Source organism: Ornithinibacillus caprae (assembly GCF_009728145.1).
GTDB lineage: Bacteria > Bacillota > Bacilli > Bacillales > Amphibacillaceae > Ornithinibacillus > Ornithinibacillus caprae.
Map to the genome: position 1 here is coordinate 214,546 of NZ_WOCA01000001.1, position 26,246 is coordinate 240,791.

A 26,246-nucleotide genomic window follows, 5' to 3' on the forward strand; every position below is an offset into this window, starting at 1 on the left:
ACATAATGTTTAGATATAGAAAAAGGAGCGATTGTGTTGGAAAAGGTAGTTGAACAAGTTGTTGAATGGCTACAAAACCAGGTAAAAGAAGCAGGAGTAGATGGCCTAGTTGTTGGGGTAAGTGGTGGAATTGATTCCGCTGTTGTGGCAAATTTAATTAAACGAGCATGCCCTGAGAACTCATTAGGAGTTATAATGCCGTTAAATAGTGATCCTAAAGGGATGGAACACGCGTCAAAAGTCATAGAAGCTTGTGGAATTAAAGGTATGACAGTAGATTTAGCTGAAACACATGAAGTTATGTTTAACCAAATTAAAAACCAGTTAAAAGATGAGTATAATGAATTAAATGGAAAACTAGCTGATGCCAATCTTCGAGCTAGACTTCGTATGAGCACATTATATACGATAGCTACGAATTATAATTACTTAGTTGTGGGCACAGATAATGCCGCTGAATGGTATACTGGATACTTTACAAAGTATGGTGATGGTGGCGTAGATATATTACCACTTGTAGATTTCACGAAAGGGGAAGTTCGTGAGCTAGCTAAACAATTAGGTGTACCACAAGAAGTTATTGATAAACAACCAAGTGCTGACCTTTGGGAAGGTCAAACGGATGAAAGTGAAATGGGTATTACGTATGACAAAATAGATGCATTTTTAAAAGGTGAATCGATCCCTGATGCGGATAAGGAAATCATTGAAAGAATGCATAAAAATTCTGCACATAAACGAAATCCATTAGCTCAATTTACACGTAGTAATTAAAAAATTACCATGTGTAAATAAACCTCTCTTATACAAAATAGGTGTAAGGGAGGTTTTACTATGAAAAAATATATTCTTTTAGGGATGAGTGTTTTTGTTATTACTGGTTGTGCAACCCAAGAAGAGGGAAGACATGCAAATAACTCGGAAAATAATCTACAACCTATACACTACGAAACGCCTGAGCAGCAAAGAGAAAGAGAAGGACAACCCCGATCAATTGGAGAACGAGGTGGGTATCCACAAAGTGAATTAGAGGGGTTAAATGCCGGTGATACGGATGACCGGAATAGAGATCGATATACAAATGAGAAGACAATGGAAATTTCTCAATATCTTTCTGAACTTAGATATATCAAACAGGCTCAAGTATCTGAGACGAATGATCGTATAGTTGTAGCAGCAATTTTAAACAACCATTCAGATCAAACTTCATTAGGAGATGCTGATGATCGAGCGCAACAAATTAAACAAGAAGTTAAAAAATTTGGGCGTGACAAAGAAATTGTTGTCTATACAGACAATATATACTGGAATCGGATGAGGAATTTAAATTCTAATCAAATTAGTATAGATGAAAATATCGACCAATTCCTAGAAGACTTCTTCAACACAGATAATGAATAGTAATGTTTCAAAAGGCTTCACTTCATATACACCTTCATTTTTGTTATAGTAGTAAAGGATTTGGTGGAGAGGAGAATCTCTTATGGCTGGACATTCTAAATGGAAAAATATTCAAAAAAGAAAAAATGCCCAGGATGCTAAAAAAGGAAAAATATTTATGCGTCATGCTAAGGATCTTTATATAGCTGCAAAGCAAGGTGGCGGAGATCCGTCAACAAATGCTGCTTTACGGGCAGCTATAGATAAAGCCAAAGCAGACAATATGCCAAATGATAACATTGATCGAGCAATAAAAAAAGCTACCGGAGCATTAGATGGCGCAAGCTATGAAGAAATCACCTATGAAGGCTATGGTCCAGGTGGTATCGCTGTAATTGTACATGTTTTGACTGACAACCGAAATAGAACAGCAGCAGAAATTCGTCATGCGTTTAAGAAAAATGGTGGCAATTTAGGGGAAAATGGTAGTGTTACTTTTATGTTCGATCGGAAAGGGTATATCCTAATCCTAAATGAGGACAAAAGTATTTCTGAAGACGATATGACGTTAGAAGCCATTGAAGCTGGAGCGGAAGATATTATTACCCAAGATGGTGCTTTTGAGATTTATACAACCCCAGATGATTTTGAGGCAGTTTGTAACCATTTACGTACAATTGGATATGAACTGGAAGAACAAGAACTCGCTTTAATACCTCACAATTACCAGTCTGTATCTGAAGATGACGAAGCTAAGCTACACCTGTTAATGGATACGCTTGAAGAAAACGAAGACGTACAAGATATTTACCATAATTTAAGAGTTAATGAGTAAACTTCCATTCTGACTTGGGGATGGAAGTTTTTCATGGAAGATAAGAAATTATCGACTATCAACGAATATCGCCATAAAGGGTTTGCAAAATACAATTGTTCTAATATAAGTATAAGATATATTTATGTTAAAATAGGAAGGGTAACTGGGGGAGATTAAATGATTGCTTATATAAAAGGAAAGTTAGCATACATAAATGAAGAGTCTGTAATTGTTGATGTTCATGGGGTAGGATATGAGTTAGTATGTCCAAACCCGTATATCTTTCAACCATCCATAAATAATGAAGTACACATTTTTACGTACCATTATGTTAGAGAAGATTCACAAGTATTATATGGATTTAAAAATGAAGATCAAAAGTATTTATTTACGAAATTAATTTCAGTGTCTGGAATTGGTCCTAAGGGTGCTTTAGCAATATTAGGTAGTGTTGATATACCAGAATTTATTCGTGGAATAGAACAAGAAGATGATAAGTTTCTAACTAGCTTTCCAGGAGTAGGAAAGAAAACAGCAAGACAAATGATTCTAGATTTAAAAGGAAAACTTACATCGATGATTTCCATTACTACTAAAGAAATCGAATCAAACTCTACTCAAGAAAATGTACAAGATTTAAACGAAGCTAAAGAAGCGTTAAAAGCATTAGGTTATACCGATAGAGAAGTTAAATCAATTATTCCACAACTTCAGAAAGAAAACCTTGAAAGTACAGATGAAATTATTCGAAAAGCATTAGCTTTACTAATGAAAAATTGATAGGGGGAAAACATAATGGAAGAACGAATGGTAACAGGTGAATTACAATCCGAAGATTCGACTGTTGAACTAAGTCTTCGCCCTACAACTTTGAATCAATATATTGGTCAAGCAAAAGTAAAAGAGAATTTAAGTATCTTTATTCAAGCAGCTAAAATGCGTAATGAACCACTTGATCATGTTTTACTGTATGGACCACCAGGATTAGGCAAAACCACTTTAGCAGCCATTATAGCAAATGAAATGGGTGTTCAATTTCGATCGACTTCTGGACCAGCGATTGATCGTGCAGGTGACTTGGCAGCTATTTTATCATCGCTAGAAGTAGGTGATGTATTATTCATTGACGAAGTACATCGCCTGCCGAGATCTGTTGAGGAAGTATTATATTCTGCAATGGAGGATTTTTTTATTGATATAGTTATCGGAACCGGTCCTAGTGCAAGGTCAGTACGGATTGACTTACCGCCTTTTACATTAGTTGGTGCTACAACGAGAGCAGGATTATTATCTGCCCCTCTTAGAGATCGTTTTGGTGTCTTAAGTAGGCTGGAATATTATGAAACAAAGGATTTATGCTCAATTGTGGAACGAACAGCAGATATTTTTGAAACGTTTATTTCTAAAGAAGCGGCTGTTGAAGTAGCAAGAAGATCAAGAGGAACACCACGAATTGCTAATCGCTTATTAAGAAGAATACGTGATATTTCCCAAGTAAAAGGGGAAAAGGAAATTAGTTTAGAAACGACGGAAAAAGCCTTAAAAATGTTACAAGTTGACGATGTAGGTCTTGACCATATCGATCATAAGCTTTTAATAGGAATTATTGATGGTTTTCAAGGTGGTCCAGTTGGACTGGAAACGATAGCAGCTACAATTGGGGAAGAGTCACAGACCATTGAGGATGTATATGAACCATATTTATTACAAATTGGGTTTATTCAACGTACGCCTAGAGGAAGATTAGTAACAGAAAAGGCTTATGAACATTTTGGGTTGAAGGCGAATGATGCGGAGTGAATGTTGGAAAGTTATTCATCTTATTAGGTGTAGTGTTTCTAATTATTGGTCTTCTTTGGACATTTGTCGGAAGACTTCCAGGAGATATTAGCTTTAAAAAAGGTAATTTCTCTTTTCATTTTCCAATTATGACATCCATCGTTGTAAGTATTATCTTATCACTAATATTATTCATCGTAGGAAGATTAAAGTAGACAGAATAGGAGTTACAGTATGAAAATAGAGGATTTTGACTTTCATTTACCAGAGGAACTAATAGCACAAACACCATTGAAAGATCGTACAGCTTCACGATTACTTGTGTTAAATCGCAAAACAAAAGCTGTCGAACATAAACGTTTTAAAGATATAAAAAATTACTTAAGAGAAGGCGACTGCCTTGTGCTAAATGACACTCGTGTATTACCTGCTCGGCTGTATGGGGTAAAGGAAGACACAGGTGCTAAAATAGAAGTCCTTCTACTGCATCAACAAGAGGGGGATACTTGGGAAGTACTGACTAAGCCTGCCAAAAAAGTTAAGCTTGGTACAACTATTGTGTTTGGAAATGGGAAACTTAAAGCTACTTGTATTGAAGAAAAGGATCATGGTGGACGGATTTTTACGTTTTCGTATGAAGGAATATTTTATGAGGTTCTAGACCAGCTTGGGGAAATGCCTCTACCACCATATATTAAAGAGCAGCTTCCTGAAAAGGAGAGGTATCAAACAGTTTATGCAAAGGAAGAAGGTTCTGCTGCGGCTCCAACAGCTGGTCTCCATTTCACAAAGGAATTACTAGAAGAGATAAAAGCAATGGGTGTAACAATTGCTTTTATTACATTGCATGTGGGATTAGGTACCTTTAGACCGGTCAGTGTAGAAGATATTAATGAACACGAAATGCATGCTGAATTTTACCATATGTCTCAGGAAACAGCTAACACACTAACAAAGATAAAAAATGATGGAGGGCGAATTATTTCTGTTGGGACTACCTCTACAAGAACATTAGAAACCATTGCTAGAGATCATAATGGAAAATTTGTCGAAGCAAGTGGCTGGACAGATATATTCATCTATCCACCTTATCAATTTAAGGCAATTGATGGATTAATTACCAATTTTCACCTTCCAAAGTCTACTCTAATCATGCTTGTTAGTGCTTTTGTAGATAAGGAAACTATATTATCAGCTTATGAAGAAGCGGTTAAAGAGAGGTATCGCTTTTTCAGCTTTGGAGATGCAATGCTACTAATTTAATAAAGGAACGGGATTATATGACAACACCAATAAGATATGAGTTTATTAAAACATGTAAACAAACTGGTGCAAGACTTGGGCGTGTGCATACACCACATGGTAGTTTTGACACACCAACTTTCATGCCTGTAGGAACGCTTGCAACAGTTAAGACGATGAGTCCTGAAGAACTTAAGGAAATGAACGCAAATATTATTTTATCGAATACATATCACCTTTGGCTTCGTCCAGGGGAGGATATTATACGTGAAGCTGGTGGCTTACATAAGTTTATGAATTGGGATGGTGCAATATTAACGGACTCTGGGGGCTTCCAAGTTTTTAGTCTAAGTGACATGCGAGAAATAAAGGAAGAAGGAGTTCATTTCCGAAATCATTTAAGTGGAGAAAAACTATTCTTATCACCAGAAAAGGCAATGAAAATACAAAATGCGCTTGGTTCAGACATTATGATGGCATTTGATGAATGCCCGCCTTATCCAGCAACAAGGGAGTATATGAAAGCATCTGTCGAACGAACATCTCGGTGGGCAGAAAGATGTCTTGCTGCACATGAAAGAAAGGATGTTCAGGGTCTTTTTGGTATCATTCAAGGCGGTGAATATCAAGATCTACGTAAGCAAAGTGCGCAAGATTTAACTTCTCTTGATTTTCCTGGTTATGCGGTTGGTGGACTATCCGTAGGGGAACCAAAGGATGTAATGAATCGAGTACTAGAATTTACGACACCATTAATGCCATCAGATAAGCCACGCTACTTAATGGGAGTAGGTTCTCCAGATTCTCTAATCGACGGAGCAATACGAGGTATCGATATGTTCGATTGTGTCTTACCAACTAGGATTGCGAGAAACGGGACATGTATGACATCAAAAGGAAGGTTAGTTGTCCGTAATGCAAAATATGCAAGAGATTTTCGACCTATCGACGAAAATTGTGATTGTCATGTTTGTAAAAATTATACACGCGCATATATCCGACACCTCATAAAATGTAATGAAACGTTTGGATTTAGACTTACTACTTATCATAACCTGCATTTTCTGTTAAAATTAATGGAGCAAGTCCGAAATGCAATTCGTGAAGATCGACTTGGGGACTTTCGAGAAGCATTCTTTGAACAATATGGATTGAATCAACCGAATGCCAAAAACTTTTAATGAAAGAGGTGAAAATAAATGGAAGCAATGAGCCCAATTATTATGCTTGTACTAATGTTTGTTATTTTTTACTTCTTGCTAATACGTCCACAGCAAAAACGTCAAAAGCAAGTTAACCAAATGCAAGCTAATCTTCAAAAAGGTGATTCTGTAGTAACTATCGGTGGATTTCACGGTGTCATTCATGCAATCGATGAAAGCACGATCGTTCTACAAGCAGGCGACGGTACAAAACTTACATATGACCGTTCAGCAGTAAGAGAAGTTAAATCTGAATAACAAAATGAGGCTTCCATTAGCGATGGAAAGCCTCATTTTACTTTTAATTATTATTTTCATCCGTAACGGTATTTACACCGATAACCCCGCCGAATAAAGCAGCTAAGATATAGAATATATGATGAATCATTTGTTCTATAGAAAATGCCTGCTGATAACCTAAGTATTGAACTAAAAATGTAAACAATGTAAACCCTGCTCCAGTTATTGCTCCAATCATCCAACCTTTAGCTTTTCCTTTCATACCAGCGATGAGTCCACCAAGAAATAATGTTATTAATCCAACAACTAATGTAACCCAATCAAGTGCAGGTTGGCTGAATGAAGAAAAGCGAAGCAATAATGCCAACGAAAAGCTTGCGACCAGGATTAAGCCAAATATGACAATCCATCCATACATTAAGGCAACAAATTGTTTGCTTTGCATAGGTATTCCCTCCTGTTTGTCCATTTACTGTCATTTTATTCATGTCCATATAAAAATAGACGAGTTTTTTTAGAAAATAATGAATCTTAGTGAGTAATTGATGTGGAATGTGAAGTAACTTAAATGGATGAATTAGAGCTTTTGCTCGCTTCGTAAACACATTTCGCTTTCACTTCCAGCACAAGGGCGACATCTGTTCAAGCTCCTTGCAGTTACTTGGCCAATAAAATGTATTCTAAAACCATTATTTGTTACGGAGTTTATACAAATTGCGACGAAAAACTAGGATTTGCAAATCTTTTTAACCATTACCTTATGTGTAGGAGTGGGGAATTTTATACTACTATTCTTCTAAGAACATATACATATTAGACCCATTTTTGAATAATTGGGATTTGCTTTAACTCTTCTTTCGTAATAAACTTTAAAATTAATAAGAAGAAAATATAAATAATCAGTAAAATTATAAGAATGATAAGGAACATTAAAATATTAGCATTCATTGATAGATAGATATTTTTGAGAAAGGTTCCAACAATCCAGGTTAAAAATAAGAGTACAATCATTTTAGTAATATCTTTTATTGGAATGTAGAATTGAATTAATTTTTGTAAGGTACCTAAATGTAATAACGTTACAAGAATAACTCCAACTGACATTGCTATAGCAACACCCATCATTCCAAAATTCGCATTTGAAGCTAGTAAGAATAGAAGAGTTAGTTTACAAACAGCTCCTATTAGACTATTCCGCATAGCAGGTCGAGCAAAATCTAAAGCCTGTAAAGCCGCTTGTAAAGGCGCTTGTATATAAAGTAATATAAATAATGGAGCCATAAGAACTAAATATTTACTAGCATTTGCTGAACCATACATGAAAGTTAGAATTGGTTCAGAAAAAAGTGTTAAAACAATGGTTGCGATTGCACCAGATGCAAATGAAATTCGTATCGATTGGTGAATACGGTGATGGATTAATTTTTTATTTAAATTTGCCTCCGCTTCGGAGATAGAAGGGACTAATGCAATCGATAACGAATTTGTAATGAATGTTGGTAAAAATAATAATGGTAATACATAACCAGTTAACTCCCCGTACTGCTTTGTAGCTACAGTGGTAGATATTCCGGCAATAGCAAGACTTTGTGCAACTAGTATAGGTTCCAAGAAATTAGATATGGAACCAATCATTCGACTTCCTGTACTTGGTAGAGCTATAGAAAATAATTCCTTTACAGTATTTTTACTAGACTTCAAATAAGCAAAAAACCGGTATCTAATTCGAATCGTTTTCTTTCGTTTGAAGAGATAGATCATATAACAAAGGGAAACGAATTCACCAAGAATCACACTAAACATTGCCCCGGCAGCTGCAAATTCTACACCATACGGAAGTAGCCAATTCACAAACAATGCAACACAGCTAATTCTAATAATTTGTTCTAGAACTTGTGCATAGCTCTGTGGCTTCATATTTTGCTTGCCTTGAAAGTATCCTCTCAAAACCGAGGAAATTGCTACAATTGGAATAATAGGACTGATCGCTATAAGAGGGTATAATGTGCGCTCATCCGTCAATAATGTAGTAGCAATAAAAGGCCCTGCAAATATCATAATTGAAGTAAAGAAGACACTCGATACACCCGTTATGATGAGAGATACAATTAATATTTGTTTCACTTTTGCAGGATTATTTTTTGCTTCAGCTTCGGCAACGCGCTTTGAAATCGCTACAGGTAGTCCAAGTTGTGTGATTGTCATGACTAAAAAAAGGGTAGGTAGAGCCATCATATATAGGCCAACACCCTCTTCACCCATTAATCTCGCAACTACTAATCGATTAATAAAACCGAGGAATCGTGTAATCATTCCTGCTAAAATTAAAATAAGTGTTCCTTGTAAAAAAGTTTGTTTGGACAAGATAGACAACCTGCCTTCTCAAAAAATAAAATTTCATATACAATGATATATATGCAATGAAGTGGGCCAAGCATGACAAGTTAACCAAAAATAAGCTGTAGGTATATTGGGGGGATAATCTTGGAACTTGTAAAAAGTGTTGAAGAGTGGAAGTCGCTGCTTTATCCAGTATTGGAGAGTAAAGCACTAGAATTTCAAATGATGGGTTATTCAAAAGCAACAAATGAAGATATATGGGATTGCTTAGTAAAGAAGGTATGGAAAGGGAATCCTAGTAAACGAATCCACGAGGTTGTCCAAGATGTTCTACACCTTGGCTCTAATATTTATATGAGTTACATAACTGTTAATGCCTATCAAGATGATGATTTAATGGCGTCAATCGCTGCTCTGACGAAAGGTGAAAACAACAATTAAAAATAAAGTGGTTCGATAGAGATAGAGATAAAAAGGAGGAACTAGTACATGAAGAATAGAGGCAGAATCGTTGCCTTTTTTGTAATTGTAATAGCATTTGCTGTTACAATTGGATCAACGGTGACAGGAATAGCAAAGGATATTAATTTAGGCTTGGACCTTCAAGGCGGATTTGAAGTGTTATATGAGGTAGAGCCTGTTGACGAATCACAGGATGTAACGAGAGATTTATTAGAATCAACCGTACAGACCCTGAATGATCGAGTGAATCGATTAGGAATTAGTGAAGCAACTATTGATATTGAAGGGGAAGACCGTATACGAGTTCAATTAGCTGGTATAGAGAATCAATCAGAAGCAAGAGAAATGTTAGCTACATCTGCAAGACTTTCATTTCGTGATGTAAATGATAATGAATTATTAGATGGTTCAGATGTAAAGGAAGGTAGTGCTAAGCAAGATTTCGATCCAAATAACAATAGTCCTATTGTTACCTTACAATTAAAGGATGCATCTAAATTTGGTGAGATAACAACGGATCTAGCTGAAAAATTTGATCCATTAGCACCATATCCTGATAGAGAGGATCTTCTTGTTATTTGGATGGATTACCAAGAAGGAGATTCTTTTGCAGAAGAAGTTCAAAAAGAAGATCCAAAATTTGTGTCAGCTCCAGGTGTAGAAGAACCATTAATGACTACCAATGTTCAAATTTCGGGGAATTTCACCGTTGAGTCTGCTCAATATCTAGCAGATATAATTAATTCTGGTTCCTTACCAGTACATATGAATGAAATATTCTCGACTTCAGTTGGTGCACAGTTTGGTGAGCAAGCATTAAACCAAACGGTATTTGCTGCTTTTGTCGGAATTGGATTTATCTTTATCTTTATGATTGTGGTCTACCGTTTTCCAGGTGCCATTTCAGTTGTTAACTTAAGTATCTATATATTCTTGGTTTTAGTAGTGTTTAAATTGATGAATGGTGTATTAACATTGCCAGGTATTGCTGCCTTAATATTGGGTGTAGGTATGGCGGTCGACGCGAATGTTATTACGTTTGAACGTATTAAGGAAGAACTACGAGAAGGCAAATCGTTATTTGCTGCGTTTAAGGCAGGTACAAGTAATTCCTTACGTGCTATTGTTGATGCAAATATTACGACCTTATTAGCTGCATCTGTACTATTTATATTTGGAACAAGCTCTGTAAAAGGGTTTGCAACGATGTTAATTCTTAGTATAGTAATCAGTTTCATAACTGCAGTTTATGGTACGAGATTACTCCTACAATTGTGGATTAGAGTGAAGTTCTTAAAAGAACGACCAACATGGTTTGGTGTTAAGAAAGAAGATATTAAAGATATAAGTGATGATACAGAAATTGAGCCGAAATTTCTTAATCGAGAATTTAATATTGTACAGTATCGTAAAAAGTTTTTTGTAGTAACATCGATCCTTGTTATTTTAGGTACACTTTCATTTATCGTGTTGAAATTAAACCCAGGTATTGATTTCACAAGTGGTTCAAGAGTAGAAATCATGGCAGACACTAGCTTAACTACGGAAGAGATTGAAGAGGGGCTTACAGAGATTGGTCTTGAACCAAGATCCGTAGTCTTGTCTGGTGAAAATAATGAGCTTGCAGTAGTTCGCTATGATGTAGAGATTGAAGACGAAAAAATTAATGAATTGAATCGTTATTTCAATGAAAAGTATGGACATGATCCAAATGTTAGTGTTGTTTCACCAATCGTTGGACAAGAACTAGTAAAAAATGCATTATATGCACTTGGAATTGCCTCGATTGGGATGATCATTTATGTTGCACTAAGATTTGAGTTTTTCTTTGCAATTACAACGATTATTGCATTATTGCATGATGTGTTTATTACACTAGCTGTATTCAGTATCACTAGAATAGAGTTTGATGTAACAATTGTTGCTGCAATTCTTACCATTATCGGATACTCGATTAATGCAACGATTGTAACCTTTGATCGAATCCGTGAGAATATTCAACGTAGGAAAAAGGCGGTTAAGTCATTTAAGGAACTCTCCTCTATTGTGAATAAGAGTATTGTACAAACCATGACTAGAACGGTTAATACAACGATAACAACATTGATTGCTGTACTAGCCTTCTTATTCTTAGGAGCAGAACCAATCACAGGATTTGCAATTGCTTTAGCAGTTGGACTTATGGCTGGAACCTATTCATCATTATTCCTGGCTACACAAATTTGGTTAGTATGGCGTGGAAAAATGCTAAAAGACAAACCTGTTGATTTTAGGAAGAAGAAAAGAGTTGAGGGACCACAGGTTTAAATAGGAAAGAGGGTTACCCTAGGATTTTTTGGGTAGCCTCTTTTTACAGATGTGCAATTATAAGCTTTCCGATGCTACATAAGTGTGACTAAGGCATTTGCTATAAAGGTTTGTACTCAAAAAGTATCAGGGTTACTAAAAAATCAATGAACTCTTTTCAAGAATCCCTTCAGCAAAAGCCAAGTTTTTCTAATATGATTACTTAAATCTAATTACGGGTAGATTATAGACAGGCTATTTTTAAGAGAAAAGGAGTTTTAGAATGAGAGGACAATCGTATGTCATTTTAGCTATAATATTTGTTATTATTGTTGCTGTTTTTGCTGTAACGAATGTTGCACCTGTTGAAGTGAATTATTTATTTTGGTCAGGTGAATCCCCACTAATTTTAGTTATTTTATTTTCTGTATTAATGGGAGGGGTAATTACTGCTGCTGTTGGTATGGTGAAAATGTTTCGGATGCAGCGTGAATTGAAAAAGTTAAAGCTACAGAATGAAAAAATGAACAATATTTTAAAGGAAAATGGATTATCTCCTTTTGAAAAAGATGAGGAAACATCGATAGACTTAGATGAATTAGATAATTAAAATAATTGTTTTCACATTGCTACCCCTGACTCTATTCGGTATAATAGATTAGTCAGGGGTGAATTTATGTTACAAAGTAAGTCTAATTGGAAATTTAAGACGATATCAAATGAGACAACACAATGGATGGATGATTCTAGTAATTTATCCCCCGTGATGAAGGAATTACTTATACAAAGAGGTATTTCTACTATACAGGAAGCTCAGGATTTTATATCTCCAAAACTAGAAAACTTATTTGACCCACGTTCGTTTCAAGCCATAGAAAAAGCTAGTACACGTGTACATACAGCTATTGAACAGCAAGAAAAAATACTTGTTTATGGTGATTATGATGCTGACGGTGTAAGCTCTACTACGGTTTTACTAAAGACCCTACGAGAGCTTGGTGCAAATTGTGATTACTATATTCCGAATCGATTTACGGAAGGCTATGGACCAAATGAAGCTGCTTTTCAACAAGCATTTGAAGATGGTTATTCGGTTATAATAACGGTAGATACTGGGATAGCTTCTGTATATGAAGCAGAAGTGGCTAAACAATTAGGGATTGACCTTATTATTACGGACCACCATGAGCCCCAGGAAGAATTGCCAGATGCATACGCAATTTTACATCCTAAGTTATCACCTGAATATCCCTTTAAAGAACTTGCTGGGGTAGGTGTTGCATTTAAATTCTCTCAACACCTGTTAGGATATTTTCCTGAACACTTGTTGGATTTAGTAGCAATTGGGACGGTAGCGGATTTGGTACCATTAATTGATGAAAATCGAATTCTAACGTATTATGGATTGCGAAAATTATCAGACACGAAGCGGCTTGGCTTAAAAGCATTAATGAGTCAATGTAAAATTGAAGGAGCCATTAATGAGCAGGATATTGGTTTTCTAATCGGTCCAAGACTAAATGCTGTTGGGAGATTACAGGACGCAGATTTAGCTGTTCAATTATTGTTGACTGAGGATCAGGCTGAAGCAGAGGAGTTGGCAGAGGTAGTTAATGAATTGAACCAGGAGCGCCAACAAATCGTAGCATCGATTGTAAAAGAAGCAGAAGCCATGGTAGATTTACAAGACCACCATTCAGTCATTGTCGTTGCTAAGTCGGGATGGAATGAAGGCGTACTAGGCATTGTTGCCTCTAGACTAGTAAAAAAATACGATCGTCCAGCAATTGTATTAGCTATCAATGAGGAAAAACAAACTGCTAAAGGTTCTGCCCGAAGTATTCCAGCTTTTGACCTATTTCAAAACTGTATGAAAATGAGATCATACTTTACACATTTTGGAGGTCATTCACAGGCTGCTGGTATGACATTACCATTAGATCATGTAGGGAAGATAGAACAAGAATTAAATCAACTGATAAAAGATCAGTTGACTGCTGATGATTTTAAACAAGAGATTGCTATTAGTAAAACTATTTGTGTACCAGAAATAAATGAAGAATTAGTTTCTGAAATAGATCAGTTAGCACCATTCGGTATGGCTAATCCAAAACCCATTTTCCATTTGAAACATACACCGAGTGACATTCGTCAACTAGGTTCCATGAAGAACCACCTGAAGATTCATTTTAAAGAGAATGATAAGGTAATCGAAGGAATTGGATTTGGAATGGGAGACTTATACCACCGTATTTCTCCGCAAACAGAAGTATCTGTAGTTGGAGAATTAGGAATTAATGAATGGAATGGAATAAAAAAACCACAGCTAGTATTACAAGATATGAGTATAAATGAGTGGCAATTATTTGATCACAGAGGAAAAAAACAATTTGATGCTGCTCCTTATTTTAGTAATCATGAGCGTCATGTTTTATTAAGTAACAAAGAAATAGAAGAAAAGAATGTATCAGAAACAATGAAACAGATTACTTATCATACACCACTAGAAACTATTGAACGGGCAGACGTATTATATATTTATGATCTCCCAACAAATCTTGCTCACTTAAAAGAAATTATTAATCAGGTTCAACCAGTAAACATTCATGTTTGTTTCTATGTGGAAAATAGCTCTTATTTATCTCCTATGCCAACTCGTGATGATTTTAAATGGTTCTATGCTTTGCTTTATAAACGAAAGCAAATCGATTTAAATACAGAGTTACAATTAATCATGGATGCTAAGGGCTGGAAAAAAGATCAGGTAGTATTTATTTCGAAAGTGTTTTTTGAGTTGGAATTTGTTAAGATAGAGAATGGAGTTATTCAACTGAATTCAGCACCTGTAAAAAAAGATCTACAGGAATCAAACTTATATCAAGAACGGATTAATAAAGCACATATTGAAAAGACTTTATACTATTCAACCTATCAGGAATTATATAATTGGTTCCAAAGCACGATTACCTATATGGATAGTGAACGTCTTAAGGAGGAACTCACGTATGGATTATAAAAAATATATTAAAATTGTTGAAGATTGGCCAAAAGAAGGTATACAATTTAAAGATATTACCCCTTTAATGGATAATGGTAAGGCCTTTAAATCAGCAGTTGATGAAATTGTACAATATGCCAAAGAAAAGGATATTGATATTGTAGTAGGACCTGAGGCGCGGGGTTTTATTATTGGATGTCCAGTTTCGTATGCATTAGAGGTTGGTTTTGCTCCAGTACGTAAGGAAGGTAAACTTCCACGTGAGGTAATAAAAGTGGATTATGGTTTAGAATATGGTAAAAATGTTTTAACAATTCATAAAGATGCTATTAAGCCTGGGCAACGCGTGCTTATAACAGATGATTTATTAGCAACAGGAGGTACGATTGAAGCAACCATTAAACTAGTAGAGGAACTTGGTGGAGTCGTTGTGGGTTGTGCATTCTTGATTGAACTTACTTATTTAGATGGACGAGATAAACTTGAAGGATATGATGTACTAACATTAATGAAATACTAAATGTCCTAAAGGTCTGGTGGAAAATATTCACCAGACCTATTCTAATAGATAATATAATCTGTATTTTAATGTTTTTCTCTTTACATTTTATTAAAATTTTTCGATACTATTAAGTAACATGCAGGATAAAGGTGATTATATGGCAAAAGATGGCGTGATGACAATTGAAAATTTAATAGAAAAAGCTAGTAAGTATCTCTCAGCAGATGACATTGCTTTTATTCAGCGTGCATATGAGTTTGCAAAGCAAGCACATAAGGACCAGTATCGTAAATCAGGTGAAGCCTATATCATCCATCCTGTACAAGTTGCTGGTATTTTAGTCGAATTAAAAATGGACCCTGTAACCATTGCAAGTGGTTTTTTGCATGATGTTGTTGAAGATACAGAAGTAACGTTAGAAGATTTAGAAGAAGAATTTAGTAAAGAAGTGGCTATGCTCGTAGATGGTGTTACGAAGCTAGGGAAAATAAAGTATAAGTCAAAAGAAGCACAACAGGCTGAAAATCATCGGAAGATGTTTGTTGCTATGGCAAAGGATATTCGAGTCATATTAATTAAGCTTGCCGATCGCCTGCATAACATGCGTACGTTAAAGCATCTACCTCCTGAAAAGCAACGGATTAAAGCCAATGAGACGTTGGAGATATTTGCTCCTCTAGCTCATCGATTGGGTATTTCCACGATTAAATGGGAACTTGAAGACACTGCCTTACGTTATTTAAACCCACAACAGTATTACAGGATCGTTCAATTGATGAAGCAAAAGAGAAATGAACGTGAAACGAATATTGAGGAAGTAATAGAAGAGGTAACAAAACAATTAGAAGATGTAAATATAAAGGCAGAATTATCTGGCAGACCAAAGCACTTATATAGTATTTATCGTAAAATGTCGGAACAAAACAAGCAATTTAACGAAATTTATGATTTATTAGCTGTTCGAGTAATTGTCGATAGTATTAAAGATTGCTATGCAGTTCTAGGTATCATTCATACGTGTTGGAAACCAATGCCTGGCAGATTCAAAGATTATATAGCAATGCCAAAACCTAATCTTTATCAATCCTTACACACAACCGTAATAGGTCCGAAAGGGGATCCTTTAGAAGTACAAATTCGGACCAAGGAAATGCATGAAATTGCTGAATACGGAATTGCCGCCCATTGGGCATATAAAGAAGGAAAACAGATTCAGACAGGAAAAAAATCGTTTGAAGAAAAGCTTACGTGGTTCCGCGAAATCTTGGAATGGCAAACGGAAACTCACGATGCTGAAGAATTTATTGAATCGCTAAAAATTGATTTATTTTCCGATATGGTTTATGTATTTACACCAAAGGGTGATGTGATTGAACTTCCTTCTGGTTCAGTACCTCTTGATTTTGCTTACCGAATTCATACAGAAATAGGGAATCAAACCATAGGTGCTAAGGTGAATGGGAAAATGGAGCCACTAGATTATGAGTTGAAGAATGGCGATATTGTTGAAGTGATGACTTCGAAGCATTCCTATGGACCGTCACAGGATTGGTTGAAGATTACACAAACATCACAAGCTAAAAATAAAATTAGACAGTTCTTTAAAAAGCAACGTAGAGAAGAGAACATAAGTAAAGGAAAAGAGCTTGTTGATAAAGAGATTCGTGCTTTAGGGATTGAACCTAAGGATGTTATGACAGAAGAGAATTTAAAACGAGTATATGAAAGATTCAATTTTGTAAATGCAGAAGATATGTACGCAGCGGTTGGTTATCAAGGGATTACTGCAGCACTTATTGCTACGCGCTTAACGGATAAAATTCGACAAACAAGACAAAAGGAACAGGATCTTGCTCAAACGATCGAGGAAGTTAATAACGATGCAAAAGAGAAGAAGGCACATAAAAAGGATTCTGGTGTTAAAGTTGAGGGTGTCGATAATTTATTAGTTAGACTCTCCAAATGCTGTAGTCCTGTACCCGGAGATGAAATTGTAGGGTACATTACAAAAGGACGAGGTGTTTCTGTTCACCGGGAGGATTGTCCAAATATCCAAACAGAGGAAGCAAAACAAAGACATTTACATGTAGAATGGGAAAAACATCAAACACAAAAACAATATCATGTTGATTTAGAAATATCAGGATATGATCGAAGAGGATTACTAAATGAAGTGTTACAAGCTGTAAATGAGACGAAAACCAATATTACCCATGTTAATGGGCGGTCGGATCGTAATAAGATGGCTGTAATTCAAATTACTATTTTAATCCACAATACAGATCATTTACGAAAAATTGTTGAACGAATTAAACAGATAAAAGATATTTACTCCGTAACACGTACGGTGCAATAAAGGAGTTTTACGTAATGAAAGCAGTTATACAACGAGCGAGAGATGCTAGTGTTACTGTTGAAGGTCAAGTAGTTGGACAAGTAGAACATGGTTTTGTTGTTCTACTAGGTGTAACACATGAAGATACAATTGAAGATGCAAAATATATCGCAAATAAACTAGTACATTTACGAGTGTTTGAAGATGAAAATGAAAAAATGAATTTATCATTAAAAGATGTTGGTGGTAGTGTACTATCGATATCGCAATTTACGTTATATGGTGATACTCGTAAAGGAAGAAGACCTAATTTCCTTCAAGCTGCAAAACCTAAAATCGCAAATGATTTATATGAAAAATTTAATGAACTTGTAGCAAATGAGGGAATTCATGTTGAAACTGGCGAATTTGGAGCTATGATGGATGTTCAATTAACTAATGATGGACCTGTTACGCTCATAATAGATAGCCAAGATAAATAAAAAACGGTGTCCATTTTATTTGGACACCGTTTTTTATTTGCTTTCATTTCTTTAAGTTATTCTTATAGATAAAGTAATAGCAAGGCTGCGGTCAGTCGCTTTAACTTCCAGTACAAGGGCGACATCTGTTCGATGCTCCATATTGTCTTTTTTACAGTGTCTACTTTGCCACGTGCAAGGTACCAGTAAGGGAGCTATTTTAATAACGGAATAGGGATCCACTTCACTGGTTTTAATGAATCCTCATTCCGTTATTTTCAAAAAATCCCTAGATTGAAGCAAGACTATGGATTTTTCAAATTTTTATTTGCTCACTAACAGTTAATTATTAGCGAAGTATTTTCCTAATCCCTCGATAATCCCAGACACGATCTTCTTTTGATATGCGTTCGTTAATAAGAGAAGCTCTTCCTCAGAGTTAGACATGAACCCTAACTCCATTAATACGGCAGGTTTATAATTTTGGCGAAGAACTTGGTAGTCTCCATGACTTGCTTTACGATCATTTGCTCCAGTTTCTTTTATAACCCCCTGCTGAATGTATTTTGCAAGCTCTTCGTTTTGATCGTGATAGTAATACGTAGAGATCCCTGAAACGCTTGGTAACTCTGGTATACTGTCATAATGAATGCTAATAAAAGCATCCGTACTTAAATTATTTGATATAGCAGATCTACTACTCAAAAATATATATTCATCTGCACTTCTAGTTAAAATTACTTCTGCCCCTAACTGGGTAAGTTCTTGAGCTAATTCCTGAGCTGTTTTATAAGTTAAATTCTTCTCATACGTTTCGTTTACACCAATAGCTCCAACATCTCTTCCACCATGTCCAGCATCAATCACAATGGTTTTATCCTCGAAGCCACTTGATATAACATCCTGCTTGTCCACCAGTTTTTTAAGGACATAACCTTCTACTGAATCATTCTCAATTTGATACCAATCTTCAGTTTCTGCTACAACATTTAATTTTGTTCCCTTATTAACAAAATCAATAATATCGTAATCGGTAGACGGTCCATTACGAATTTGTGTATTTTCAAATACGATTTCTATTGATTTCTCTCCTTCTATCGGAATTGATGGAGAGGTTTCTTCTTGATCGCCTTTGGTGGTTATAAATTCTCTACTTACCCAACCAGTGCCAGTTTCTAATTGAATTTCAACCCATTCATCGTCTATTTGAATAATTTTATACGTTTCATCAGTATGTATTTGACCTACAACCCCAAAGTTTGTTCCTGGTCCACTTCGAACATTTAAATTATCTACATTAATGATTGCTTCATTTGCGTAAACAATTTGATTAATGGGAAGTATGAATAATATCACACCCATTGCTATGAGCAATTTAATTTTACGTTGCAATAGAGTTCCTCCTGTTCTCACTTTCGATGTCACTTGGTAATATTTTCGCATCAAATTCTCTTTTTATTTTAATAAAAAAATTCCAATTAGGCAAAACTATTATCATTAGAAGGAGGAATTGACGTGCGATTTAATGAAAAGCAATGGTCTTCAAAAAATAATAAAGATATTTTCGGTGTAAATTTTCACCGTTTTGTAGAGTTAGAAGAGTCTTCCAATCATATGGAAATTGCTCAAGAATTGGGGATATCATTAGGGGAAGTGAAATCTTTAAAGAAAAAAATAAATCGTACTTGACAATCAATCCTAGAAACATTAAGATAATAGTCATTCAAATGTATTAAATCGGATAATATAGATGAACCAATGAAGGAAAAAGTAGTTAGATGTCATCTGGAAAGAGAAAAAATGTCATTGGCTGAAAACATTTTACATGATGCTCTAATGAAAGACACTCCTGAGGATCCGTATTGAACCTTAAGTAGATATGGACGTTTTGCAGGCGTTAACTGTGAAGAGCGGATGCATAGATGCATCAACTAGGGTGGCAACGCGGGTAACTCTCGTCCCTTATTATTTAGGGGACGGGAGTTTTTTATATTTTCAGGTACATATATTAAAAAGTGGGGGTTAGAGCAATGAATATAAAAGCTCCAAGAGGTACAGCAGATGTTTTACCTGGTGAGGCAAAGAAATGGCAGTATGTAGAGAATAGAATTAAGAATATTTGCGATCGATATCATTATAATGAAATTCGTACACCATTATTTGAACATACGGAACTATTCCAACGAGGAGTTGGTGATTCAACAGATATCGTTCAAAAGGAAATGTATACATTTGAAGACAGAGGTGGGAGAAGCTTAACACTCCGTCCTGAAGGAACAGCATCTGTTGCACGAGCATTTGTGCAAAATAAATTATATGGGGATGCAAATCAACCTGTTAAGTTATTTTATTTCATGCAAATGTTTCGTTACGAACGCCCGCAGCAAGGGAGAATGCGACAGCTAAACCAATTTGGTGTAGAGGTTCTAGGTAGTGCAGATCCAGCAGTTGATGCAGAAGTAATTGACCTTGCAATGACTGTATATAAAGAATTGGGTTTAAATTCATTAAAATTAGTTATTAACTCATTAGGGGATCAGGAGAGTCGTACTAATTATCGTGAGGCTTTAGTTAAACATTTTACACCACACAAAGAAGAGCTTTGTCATGATTGTCAGAGTAGATTAAACCAAAATCCAATGCGAATTCTGGATTGTAAAAAGGATAGAGAACATCCTTCCATGAGTACAGCACCATCTATTTTGGATTATTTAAATGACGAATCAAGCAGTTATTTTGAGCGAGTCAAGGCATATTTGACAACGATGGGCCTTGAATTTGAAGTTGATCCTAATTTAGTTCGTGGTCTAGATTACTACAATCATACTGCCTTTGAAATTATGAGTGAGGCAGAAGGATTTGGAGCGATAACAACGCTAGCTGGTGGTGGAAGATATAATGGCCTGGTTGAAGAGATTGGTGGGCCAGACACTCCAGGAATTGGGTTTGGAATGGGAATTGAACGGTTACTTATGGCTCTCGAAGCCGAAGACAAGGAATTAAACATAGATGAGCAATTAGATGTGTACTTGGTTGCAGTAGGAGACGAAACAAAGGAACAAGCAGTAAAACTTGTCCATGAATTACGTAATAGTGGTATACAGATTGATATGGACTACCAAGGTCGAAAAATGAAGGCACAATTTAAAGCAGCTGATCGTTATCGCTCAAAATATGTCCTCATACTTGGTGAGGACGAGCTACAAAAACAAGTTATAAATATGAAAGAAATGGAAACGGGCGAGCAATCTGAAGTTTCTTTACATGATATTGGTGAAGCAATGCAGAAAAAGCTTCTAGGAGGAAAAGGACATGAATAAACGAAAGTTAGCTGGTACTATTCGAGAAACAGACATAGAATCTACAGTATTGCTAAAAGGCTGGGTGCAAAAACGCCGAGATCTAGGTGGATTAATCTTTATTGATTTACGAGATCGATCAGGAATTGTTCAAATTGTTTTTAATCCTGATTTTTCGAGGGATGCTTTGGAAATTGCAGAATCTGTACGTAGTGAATATGTCCTTGAAGTTAAAGGAAAGGTTGTCAAAAGGGATGAGAGCACAGTTAATCCTTCTATGGAAACAGGGAATATTGAAGTATTTGCTTCAGAGGTAAGTGTACTAAATAAAGCCAAAAACCCTCCGTTCCTGATCCAGGATGAGTCTGATGTAGCAGAGGATTTAAGACTAAAATATCGTTACATGGATTTACGAAGGAGTCCTTTACAACATACATTTAAAATGCGTCATCAGATAACTCAATCTGTACGTAATTTTCTAAATGAAGATGGCTACTTAGAAATGGAAACACCAATTTTAACGAAAAGTACTCCAGAAGGTGCACGTGATTACCTTGTTCCTAGTCGAGTACATCCAGGTGAATTTTATGCATTACCACAGTCACCACAATTGTTTAAGCAATTAATCATGATGGGTGGCTTTGAAAAGTATTATCAAATAGCTCGCTGTTTCCGTGATGAAGACTTACGAGCAGATCGGCAGCCAGAATTTACTCAAATCGATATTGAAACATCGTTTTTGTCTAGTGATGAAATCATGGAAATGACTGAAAAGATGATGGAACGAGTGATGAAAGAAGTAAAAGGTATCGATTTAGAATTGCCATTACAACGAATGCCTTATAAGGAAGCAATGGAACGATATGGATCAGATAAACCCGATACTAGATTTGGTTTAGAACTAATACATGTTTCTGATATTGTTGTTAATTCTACTTTTAAAGTTTTCCAAGGCGCACTCGAATCTGGCGGAACGGTTTGTCTGTTGAATGTAGAAGGGCAGGCAAATAATTACTCTCGTAAGGATATTGATAAGTTAACTGATTTTGTAAAAGTGTATGGTGCAAAGGGATTAGCTTGGCTTAAGGTGGAAGGTGATGACTTAAAGGGACCTATTGCTAAGTTCATTACTGACGAAGAAAAAGCTGGATTAATGGAAAGAGCAAATGCTAAAGATGGTGACTTATTATTATTTGGAGCAGATAAAACATCGATTGTATACGATAGTTTAGGTGCTCTCCGACTAAAATTAGGAAAAGATTTGAATTTAATTGATGAATCTAAATTTAATTTCCTATGGGTTACAGACTGGCCGTTACTAGAATATGATGAATCGTTAGGTCGTTATACAGCTGCACATCATCCGTTTACCATGCCAGTAGAAGAAGATGTAGAAAAATTATCAACTGATCCAGGAAGTGTTCGTGCTATTGCCTATGATCTTGTCTTAAATGGGTATGAGCTTGGTGGTGGATCATTACGGATCTATAAACGAGAGCAACAAGATAAAATGTTTGAAGTGTTAGGATTTTCGAAGGAACAGGCAGAAGAGCAGTTTGGTTTCTTATTGGATGCATTAGAATATGGTGCACCACCACATGGAGGAATAGCTTTAGGGTTGGATCGAATTGTTATGTTACTAGCAGGAAGATCGAATTTACGTGATACCATTTTATTCCCTAAAACTGCATCTGCTTCTGACTTACTCACAAACGCACCGGATGAAGTTAGTGACGCACAACTGACTGAACTAGCTATCCAAGTAAATAGTAAATATGAGTAATTTAGAGATTTGTTTATAAGTTGTAACATTTGTAATGAATAATTCATACGGGGCTTTATTGAAAAAACAGAGTCAATATGTTAATATATTTTTACAAATAGAAATTGTTATCAATCCTGATGTGTACGTCTAGGTAAAATGTTTTGACCGAACATTTAAATGATTGGGAGCCTAATCGTTTTTATATTGCGTGCATGCCTCATACACAGAGGAAGTACAACACATATAAAACAGGGCACCCACCTGCTGCGAGCGGGATCAAAACTATCAAATAGACGGCACTATTGGGATTGACGAATACATAATATGTAAACGGCATGAAATTCATCACTGGGATGATTTCATGCCGTTTTTATACATTAAAACCTCCCATATAAATATTAATTGAAATATGGGAGGTAAACAGATGATTAATTTGAACCTTGAGCCAATTGCTCTAGGTTACCGTTTTTATCCATTCGGAATGCTGGTGCTTTCATGGATGAACCATGGTCATCTAAGACTGTCATTTTTCTAGCACGATCCATAATTTGGACAAATACTTGATAATCTTCTTGAATTGTATTTAATTGTTCCTCAGTTTGAACTAATTGTTTTTCTAATTTACTAATCTTTTGTTTTAGCATTTCATTTTCTTTTTGTGTTTGATCTAGTGTTAGCTTTGATTGATTAGAAGCATAATAGTCTTTTTTCATTTGTTTGAGAAATTGGATAACAGTATCTAACGTTATCGTAGATTCACTAGTAACTTCATTTTGTGATATTTCTTCACTATTATACTCTTGTTGTAGCGCAACGACAGGCTTTTTGGTCCTGGATTTGGACCGTTCCAAAGCACGCTTTTTCTCTTTTCGTTGTCTTTTTGCAAGATCAATAGCATCTTCATATTTTTGCCTTATCTCTGCGTTCCAACGAAACCCACACGCTGCTGAAGTTCGATTTAACTTATCTCCAACTTCCTCAAATGCATTTAATTGTGTACTGCCTTCTCTAATATGGCGCAAGACGGTTTCTGCTAATAATAGATCATCTTCATGTGACCAAGCATCTTGTCTAACTTTAACCATTTTTATTTCATCTCCTTTTCCAAATCACAGCGTTGATTCATAAACAATAGATTTTATAACTATTAATTTCTCTCAAAAAGTCCCTTCAGTATATAGATACAAAGTTTAATTAGATTGAATGGCTTTTTGAACACATAGTTTATTTTTTATTAGTTTGACCGTTTGGAAAAGGATTTATACGTATTAATTACTGTTCTTTTTATCTAAACGTATTTTTTCGTAAACTTGTTTCATAGCTTGTTCAAATTTTCCTGTACTTTTCGGATGATAATATTGTTTGTTTTTTATTGAATCAGGTAGATATTGCTGGCTTACCCATCCATTTTCATAATTATGAGGATACTTATACTCTACTCCTCTTCCTAATTTTTTCGCGCCTTGATAATGAGAATCTTTAAGATGAATTGGTATTTCACCAGATTTTCCACTACGAATATCAGCTAATGCAGAATCAAGTGCTTTGTATGCAGTATTGGATTTAGGTGATAGACAGAGTTCAACTATTGCAACGGATAAAGGGATTCGAGCTTCAGGAAAGCCTAGACGCTCAGCTGCTTCAACAGCTGCAACTGCTCGTGGTCCTGCCTGTGGGTTCGCAAGCCCAATATCTTCATAAGCAATTACAATCATTCTTCTTGCAATACTATCTAAGTCACCAGCTTCAATTAATCTTCCTAAATAGTGAAGTGCAGCGTCAACGTCACTGCCTCTGATGGACTTTTGAAATGCTGAAAGCACATCATAATGGGCATCCCCATCTTTGTCATGTGAAAAACTCTTTTTCTGCATACATTCTTCCGCAGTATTTAGATTAATGAAAACCTGATTACTTTCATTTTTAGGTGTAGAAGAAACGGCTAACTCCAATCCATTTAAAGCAGAACGCATATCGCCATTCGAACTACCTGCTAAATGTTCAAGAGCATCGTCTGTAATATCAATATGGAAGTTGCCTAGCCCTTTTTCATCGTCAATAATCGCTCTTTGTAATGCAACTTTAACTTCTTCTACAGTTAGTGCTTTAAGTTCAAAAAGATGACATCTACTTCTAATAGCTGGGTTAATTGCATGATAGGGATTACTAGTAGTACAACCGATCAATGTAATTAAATTACTCTCTAAATGAGGAAGCAAGAAATCTTGTTTTGCTTTATCTAATCGATGTACTTCATCTAATATCAAGACTATCTGTCCAGACATTTTTGCTTCCTCTACAACTATTTCTATATCTTTCTTTTTATCAACTACAGCATTTAATAGTCTAACAGGTAAGTTCAAACTTTTGGCTAATGCGACAGCCATTGACGTCTTACCAGTACCAGGTGGTCCGAAGAGGATCATAGACGCTAATCGTTCTGCTTTAATCATTCGATGTATTATTTTTCCTTCACCAACTAAATGTTCTTGTCCAATTATTTCTGAAATATGAGATGGTCTCATTCGATAAGCTAATGGTTGTTGTTTCATGGTACTCGTCCTTTTTAATAATAATTTTCTAATTTAACACTAAGCCTGAATTCGATAAAATGCAAGAGACTAATATTTCGTGCTATAATACCATGTATTCAAATCTTTGTTCACAATATGTTATATTTGTATGGATAAAGGTTATTAGGGGAGTATGTTATTATGAAAATTTCTACAAAAGGCCGTTACGGTTTAACAATAATGATCGAGTTAGCTAAGAAATACGGTGATGGACCAACACCTTTAAAAGTCATTGCTAGAGAAAATGATTTATCAGAGCATTATTTAGAGCAGCTTGCAACACCATTAAGAAATGCTGGGTTGATCAAAAGTGTTCGAGGTGCTTACGGAGGGTATATGTTACCGAAGGAGCCTAGAGAAATTAGTGCTGGGGATATTATCCGTGTATTAGAAGGTCCAATTACACCGGTAGAAGGGATTGAAGATGAAGAGCCAGCAAAACAACAGCTTTGGTTACGAATTCGAGATGCTGTTAAAGATGTATTAGATACAACAACATTACAAGACTTAATCAATTATGATGAAGATGAATTAGTACAGGATGCATATATGTTCTATATTTAAT

Annotated in this window: 25 protein-coding genes, 1 other RNA gene and 1 other annotated feature; of the genes, 21 read left to right on the forward strand and 5 right to left on the reverse strand. The window is 35.6% G+C overall.

All coding sequences use genetic code 11. The features are described from left to right. The first annotated feature begins 36 nt into the window (after positions 1 to 36). From nadE to yajC, 9 genes are all read left to right on the forward strand, one after another. The gene (nadE, locus tag GMD78_RS01060; RefSeq protein WP_155666281.1) at positions 37 to 774 is read left to right on the forward strand and encodes an NAD(+) synthase; all 738 of its coding nucleotides are present in this window, start codon (positions 37 to 39) and stop codon (positions 772 to 774) included. A gap of 60 nt (positions 775 to 834) precedes the next feature. Further along, the gene (locus tag GMD78_RS01065; protein WP_155666283.1) at positions 835 to 1,401 is read left to right on the forward strand and encodes a YhcN/YlaJ family sporulation lipoprotein; all 567 of its coding nucleotides are present in this window, start codon (positions 835 to 837) and stop codon (positions 1,399 to 1,401) included. A gap of 82 nt (positions 1,402 to 1,483) precedes the next feature. Further along, on the forward strand, positions 1,484 to 2,215 hold the full coding sequence (locus GMD78_RS01070) for a YebC/PmpR family DNA-binding transcriptional regulator (RefSeq protein WP_155666285.1): 732 nt from the start codon (positions 1,484 to 1,486) through the stop codon (positions 2,213 to 2,215). A gap of 159 nt (positions 2,216 to 2,374) precedes the next feature. Continuing rightward, complete coding sequence (ruvA, locus tag GMD78_RS01075; protein ID WP_155666287.1) at positions 2,375 to 2,977, forward strand: Holliday junction branch migration protein RuvA; 603 nt, start codon at positions 2,375 to 2,377, stop codon at positions 2,975 to 2,977. Between the two features lie 15 nt (positions 2,978 to 2,992). Next, positions 2,993 to 3,997, forward strand: coding sequence for a Holliday junction branch migration DNA helicase RuvB (ruvB, locus tag GMD78_RS01080; RefSeq protein WP_155666289.1), 1,005 nt, complete (start codon positions 2,993 to 2,995; stop codon positions 3,995 to 3,997). Next, the gene (locus GMD78_RS01085) at positions 3,994 to 4,191 is read left to right on the forward strand and encodes a DUF2905 domain-containing protein (protein ID WP_343042049.1); all 198 of its coding nucleotides are present in this window, start codon (positions 3,994 to 3,996) and stop codon (positions 4,189 to 4,191) included. The genes ruvB and GMD78_RS01085 overlap by 4 nt, the downstream gene beginning before the upstream one ends. Before the next feature lie 19 nt (positions 4,192 to 4,210). Continuing rightward, a complete protein-coding gene (queA, locus tag GMD78_RS01090) occupies positions 4,211 to 5,239 on the forward strand; it encodes a tRNA preQ1(34) S-adenosylmethionine ribosyltransferase-isomerase QueA (RefSeq protein ID WP_155666291.1) in 1,029 nt (342 codons plus the stop codon). A 17-nt stretch (positions 5,240 to 5,256) separates the two neighbouring features. After that, entirely contained in the window at positions 5,257 to 6,399 is a 1,143-nt protein-coding gene (tgt, locus tag GMD78_RS01095; protein WP_155666293.1) for a tRNA guanosine(34) transglycosylase Tgt, read from the forward strand. An 18-nt stretch (positions 6,400 to 6,417) separates the two neighbouring features. Continuing rightward, complete coding sequence (gene yajC / locus GMD78_RS01100) at positions 6,418 to 6,678, forward strand: preprotein translocase subunit YajC (RefSeq protein ID WP_155666295.1); 261 nt, start codon at positions 6,418 to 6,420, stop codon at positions 6,676 to 6,678. Between the two features lie 43 nt (positions 6,679 to 6,721). Here yajC and GMD78_RS01105 read toward each other — a convergent pair whose 3' ends face one another. Next, positions 6,722 to 7,105 carry a TIGR04086 family membrane protein gene (locus GMD78_RS01105; RefSeq protein WP_155666297.1) on the reverse strand — a complete coding sequence of 128 codons (384 nt, stop codon included), beginning with the start codon at positions 7,103 to 7,105 and terminating at the stop codon, positions 6,722 to 6,724. A 368-nt stretch (positions 7,106 to 7,473) separates the two neighbouring features. Then, positions 7,474 to 9,024 (reverse strand): stage V sporulation protein B, encoded by a 1,551-nt coding sequence (gene spoVB, locus GMD78_RS01110; RefSeq protein WP_155666299.1) that lies wholly within the window; start codon positions 9,022 to 9,024, stop codon positions 7,474 to 7,476. Between the two features lie 120 nt (positions 9,025 to 9,144). Here spoVB and GMD78_RS01115 point away from each other — a divergent pair, with 120 nt between their 5' ends. From GMD78_RS01115 to dtd, 7 genes are all read left to right on the forward strand, one after another. Beyond that, the gene (locus tag GMD78_RS01115) at positions 9,145 to 9,441 is read left to right on the forward strand and encodes a post-transcriptional regulator (protein ID WP_155666301.1); all 297 of its coding nucleotides are present in this window, start codon (positions 9,145 to 9,147) and stop codon (positions 9,439 to 9,441) included. 48 nt (positions 9,442 to 9,489) lie between these two features. After that, positions 9,490 to 11,769, forward strand: coding sequence for a protein translocase subunit SecDF (secDF, locus tag GMD78_RS01120; RefSeq protein ID WP_155666303.1), 2,280 nt, complete (start codon positions 9,490 to 9,492; stop codon positions 11,767 to 11,769). Positions 11,770 to 12,031: 262 nt separating this feature from the next. Next, a complete protein-coding gene (locus GMD78_RS01125) occupies positions 12,032 to 12,358 on the forward strand; it encodes a LapA family protein (RefSeq protein WP_155666304.1) in 327 nt (108 codons plus the stop codon). A gap of 66 nt (positions 12,359 to 12,424) precedes the next feature. Next, the gene (gene recJ / locus GMD78_RS01130; protein WP_155666306.1) at positions 12,425 to 14,764 is read left to right on the forward strand and encodes a single-stranded-DNA-specific exonuclease RecJ; all 2,340 of its coding nucleotides are present in this window, start codon (positions 12,425 to 12,427) and stop codon (positions 14,762 to 14,764) included. Then, a complete protein-coding gene (locus GMD78_RS01135; RefSeq protein ID WP_155666308.1) occupies positions 14,754 to 15,266 on the forward strand; it encodes an adenine phosphoribosyltransferase in 513 nt (170 codons plus the stop codon). The genes recJ and GMD78_RS01135 overlap by 11 nt, the downstream gene beginning before the upstream one ends. Before the next feature lie 139 nt (positions 15,267 to 15,405). Beyond that, positions 15,406 to 17,604 (forward strand): RelA/SpoT family protein, encoded by a 2,199-nt coding sequence (locus GMD78_RS01140; protein ID WP_155666917.1) that lies wholly within the window; start codon positions 15,406 to 15,408, stop codon positions 17,602 to 17,604. A 14-nt stretch (positions 17,605 to 17,618) separates the two neighbouring features. Further along, entirely contained in the window at positions 17,619 to 18,065 is a 447-nt protein-coding gene (dtd, locus tag GMD78_RS01145; protein ID WP_155666310.1) for a D-aminoacyl-tRNA deacylase, read from the forward strand. A 321-nt stretch (positions 18,066 to 18,386) separates the two neighbouring features. On the opposite strand, the gene GMD78_RS01150 is transcribed toward dtd, so the two are convergent. Then, complete coding sequence (locus GMD78_RS01150; RefSeq protein WP_246187534.1) at positions 18,387 to 19,436, reverse strand: N-acetylmuramoyl-L-alanine amidase family protein; 1,050 nt, start codon at positions 19,434 to 19,436, stop codon at positions 18,387 to 18,389. Between the two features lie 123 nt (positions 19,437 to 19,559). Here GMD78_RS01150 and GMD78_RS01155 point away from each other — a divergent pair, with 123 nt between their 5' ends. The 4 genes from GMD78_RS01155 (at position 19,560) to ssrS (ending at position 23,421) form a co-directional block, all read left to right on the forward strand. Next, the gene (locus GMD78_RS01155) at positions 19,560 to 19,733 is read left to right on the forward strand and encodes a hypothetical protein (RefSeq protein ID WP_155666314.1); all 174 of its coding nucleotides are present in this window, start codon (positions 19,560 to 19,562) and stop codon (positions 19,731 to 19,733) included. 60 nt (positions 19,734 to 19,793) lie between these two features. Beyond that, positions 19,794 to 20,010, forward strand: a binding site (T-box leader). A gap of 64 nt (positions 20,011 to 20,074) precedes the next feature. Next, positions 20,075 to 21,364, forward strand: coding sequence for a histidine--tRNA ligase (gene hisS, locus GMD78_RS01160; RefSeq protein WP_155666316.1), 1,290 nt, complete (start codon positions 20,075 to 20,077; stop codon positions 21,362 to 21,364). Next, a complete protein-coding gene (aspS, locus tag GMD78_RS01165) occupies positions 21,357 to 23,126 on the forward strand; it encodes an aspartate--tRNA ligase (RefSeq protein ID WP_155666318.1) in 1,770 nt (589 codons plus the stop codon). The genes hisS and aspS overlap by 8 nt, the downstream gene beginning before the upstream one ends. A gap of 110 nt (positions 23,127 to 23,236) precedes the next feature. Then, positions 23,237 to 23,421, forward strand: a non-coding RNA gene (gene ssrS / locus GMD78_RS01170) — 6S RNA. A gap of 115 nt (positions 23,422 to 23,536) precedes the next feature. On the opposite strand, the gene GMD78_RS01175 is transcribed toward ssrS, so the two are convergent. Beyond that, entirely contained in the window at positions 23,537 to 24,193 is a 657-nt protein-coding gene (locus GMD78_RS01175) for an RsfA family transcriptional regulator (RefSeq protein ID WP_155666320.1), read from the reverse strand. Positions 24,194 to 24,376: 183 nt separating this feature from the next. Then, the gene (locus GMD78_RS01180) at positions 24,377 to 25,660 is read right to left on the reverse strand and encodes a replication-associated recombination protein A (protein ID WP_155666321.1); all 1,284 of its coding nucleotides are present in this window, start codon (positions 25,658 to 25,660) and stop codon (positions 24,377 to 24,379) included. Between the two features lie 162 nt (positions 25,661 to 25,822). Between GMD78_RS01180 and cymR the strand changes: the two genes are divergently transcribed. Further along, entirely contained in the window at positions 25,823 to 26,245 is a 423-nt protein-coding gene (cymR, locus tag GMD78_RS01185) for a cysteine metabolism transcriptional regulator CymR (protein ID WP_155666323.1), read from the forward strand. The last annotated feature ends 1 nt before the right edge of the window (position 26,246 follow it).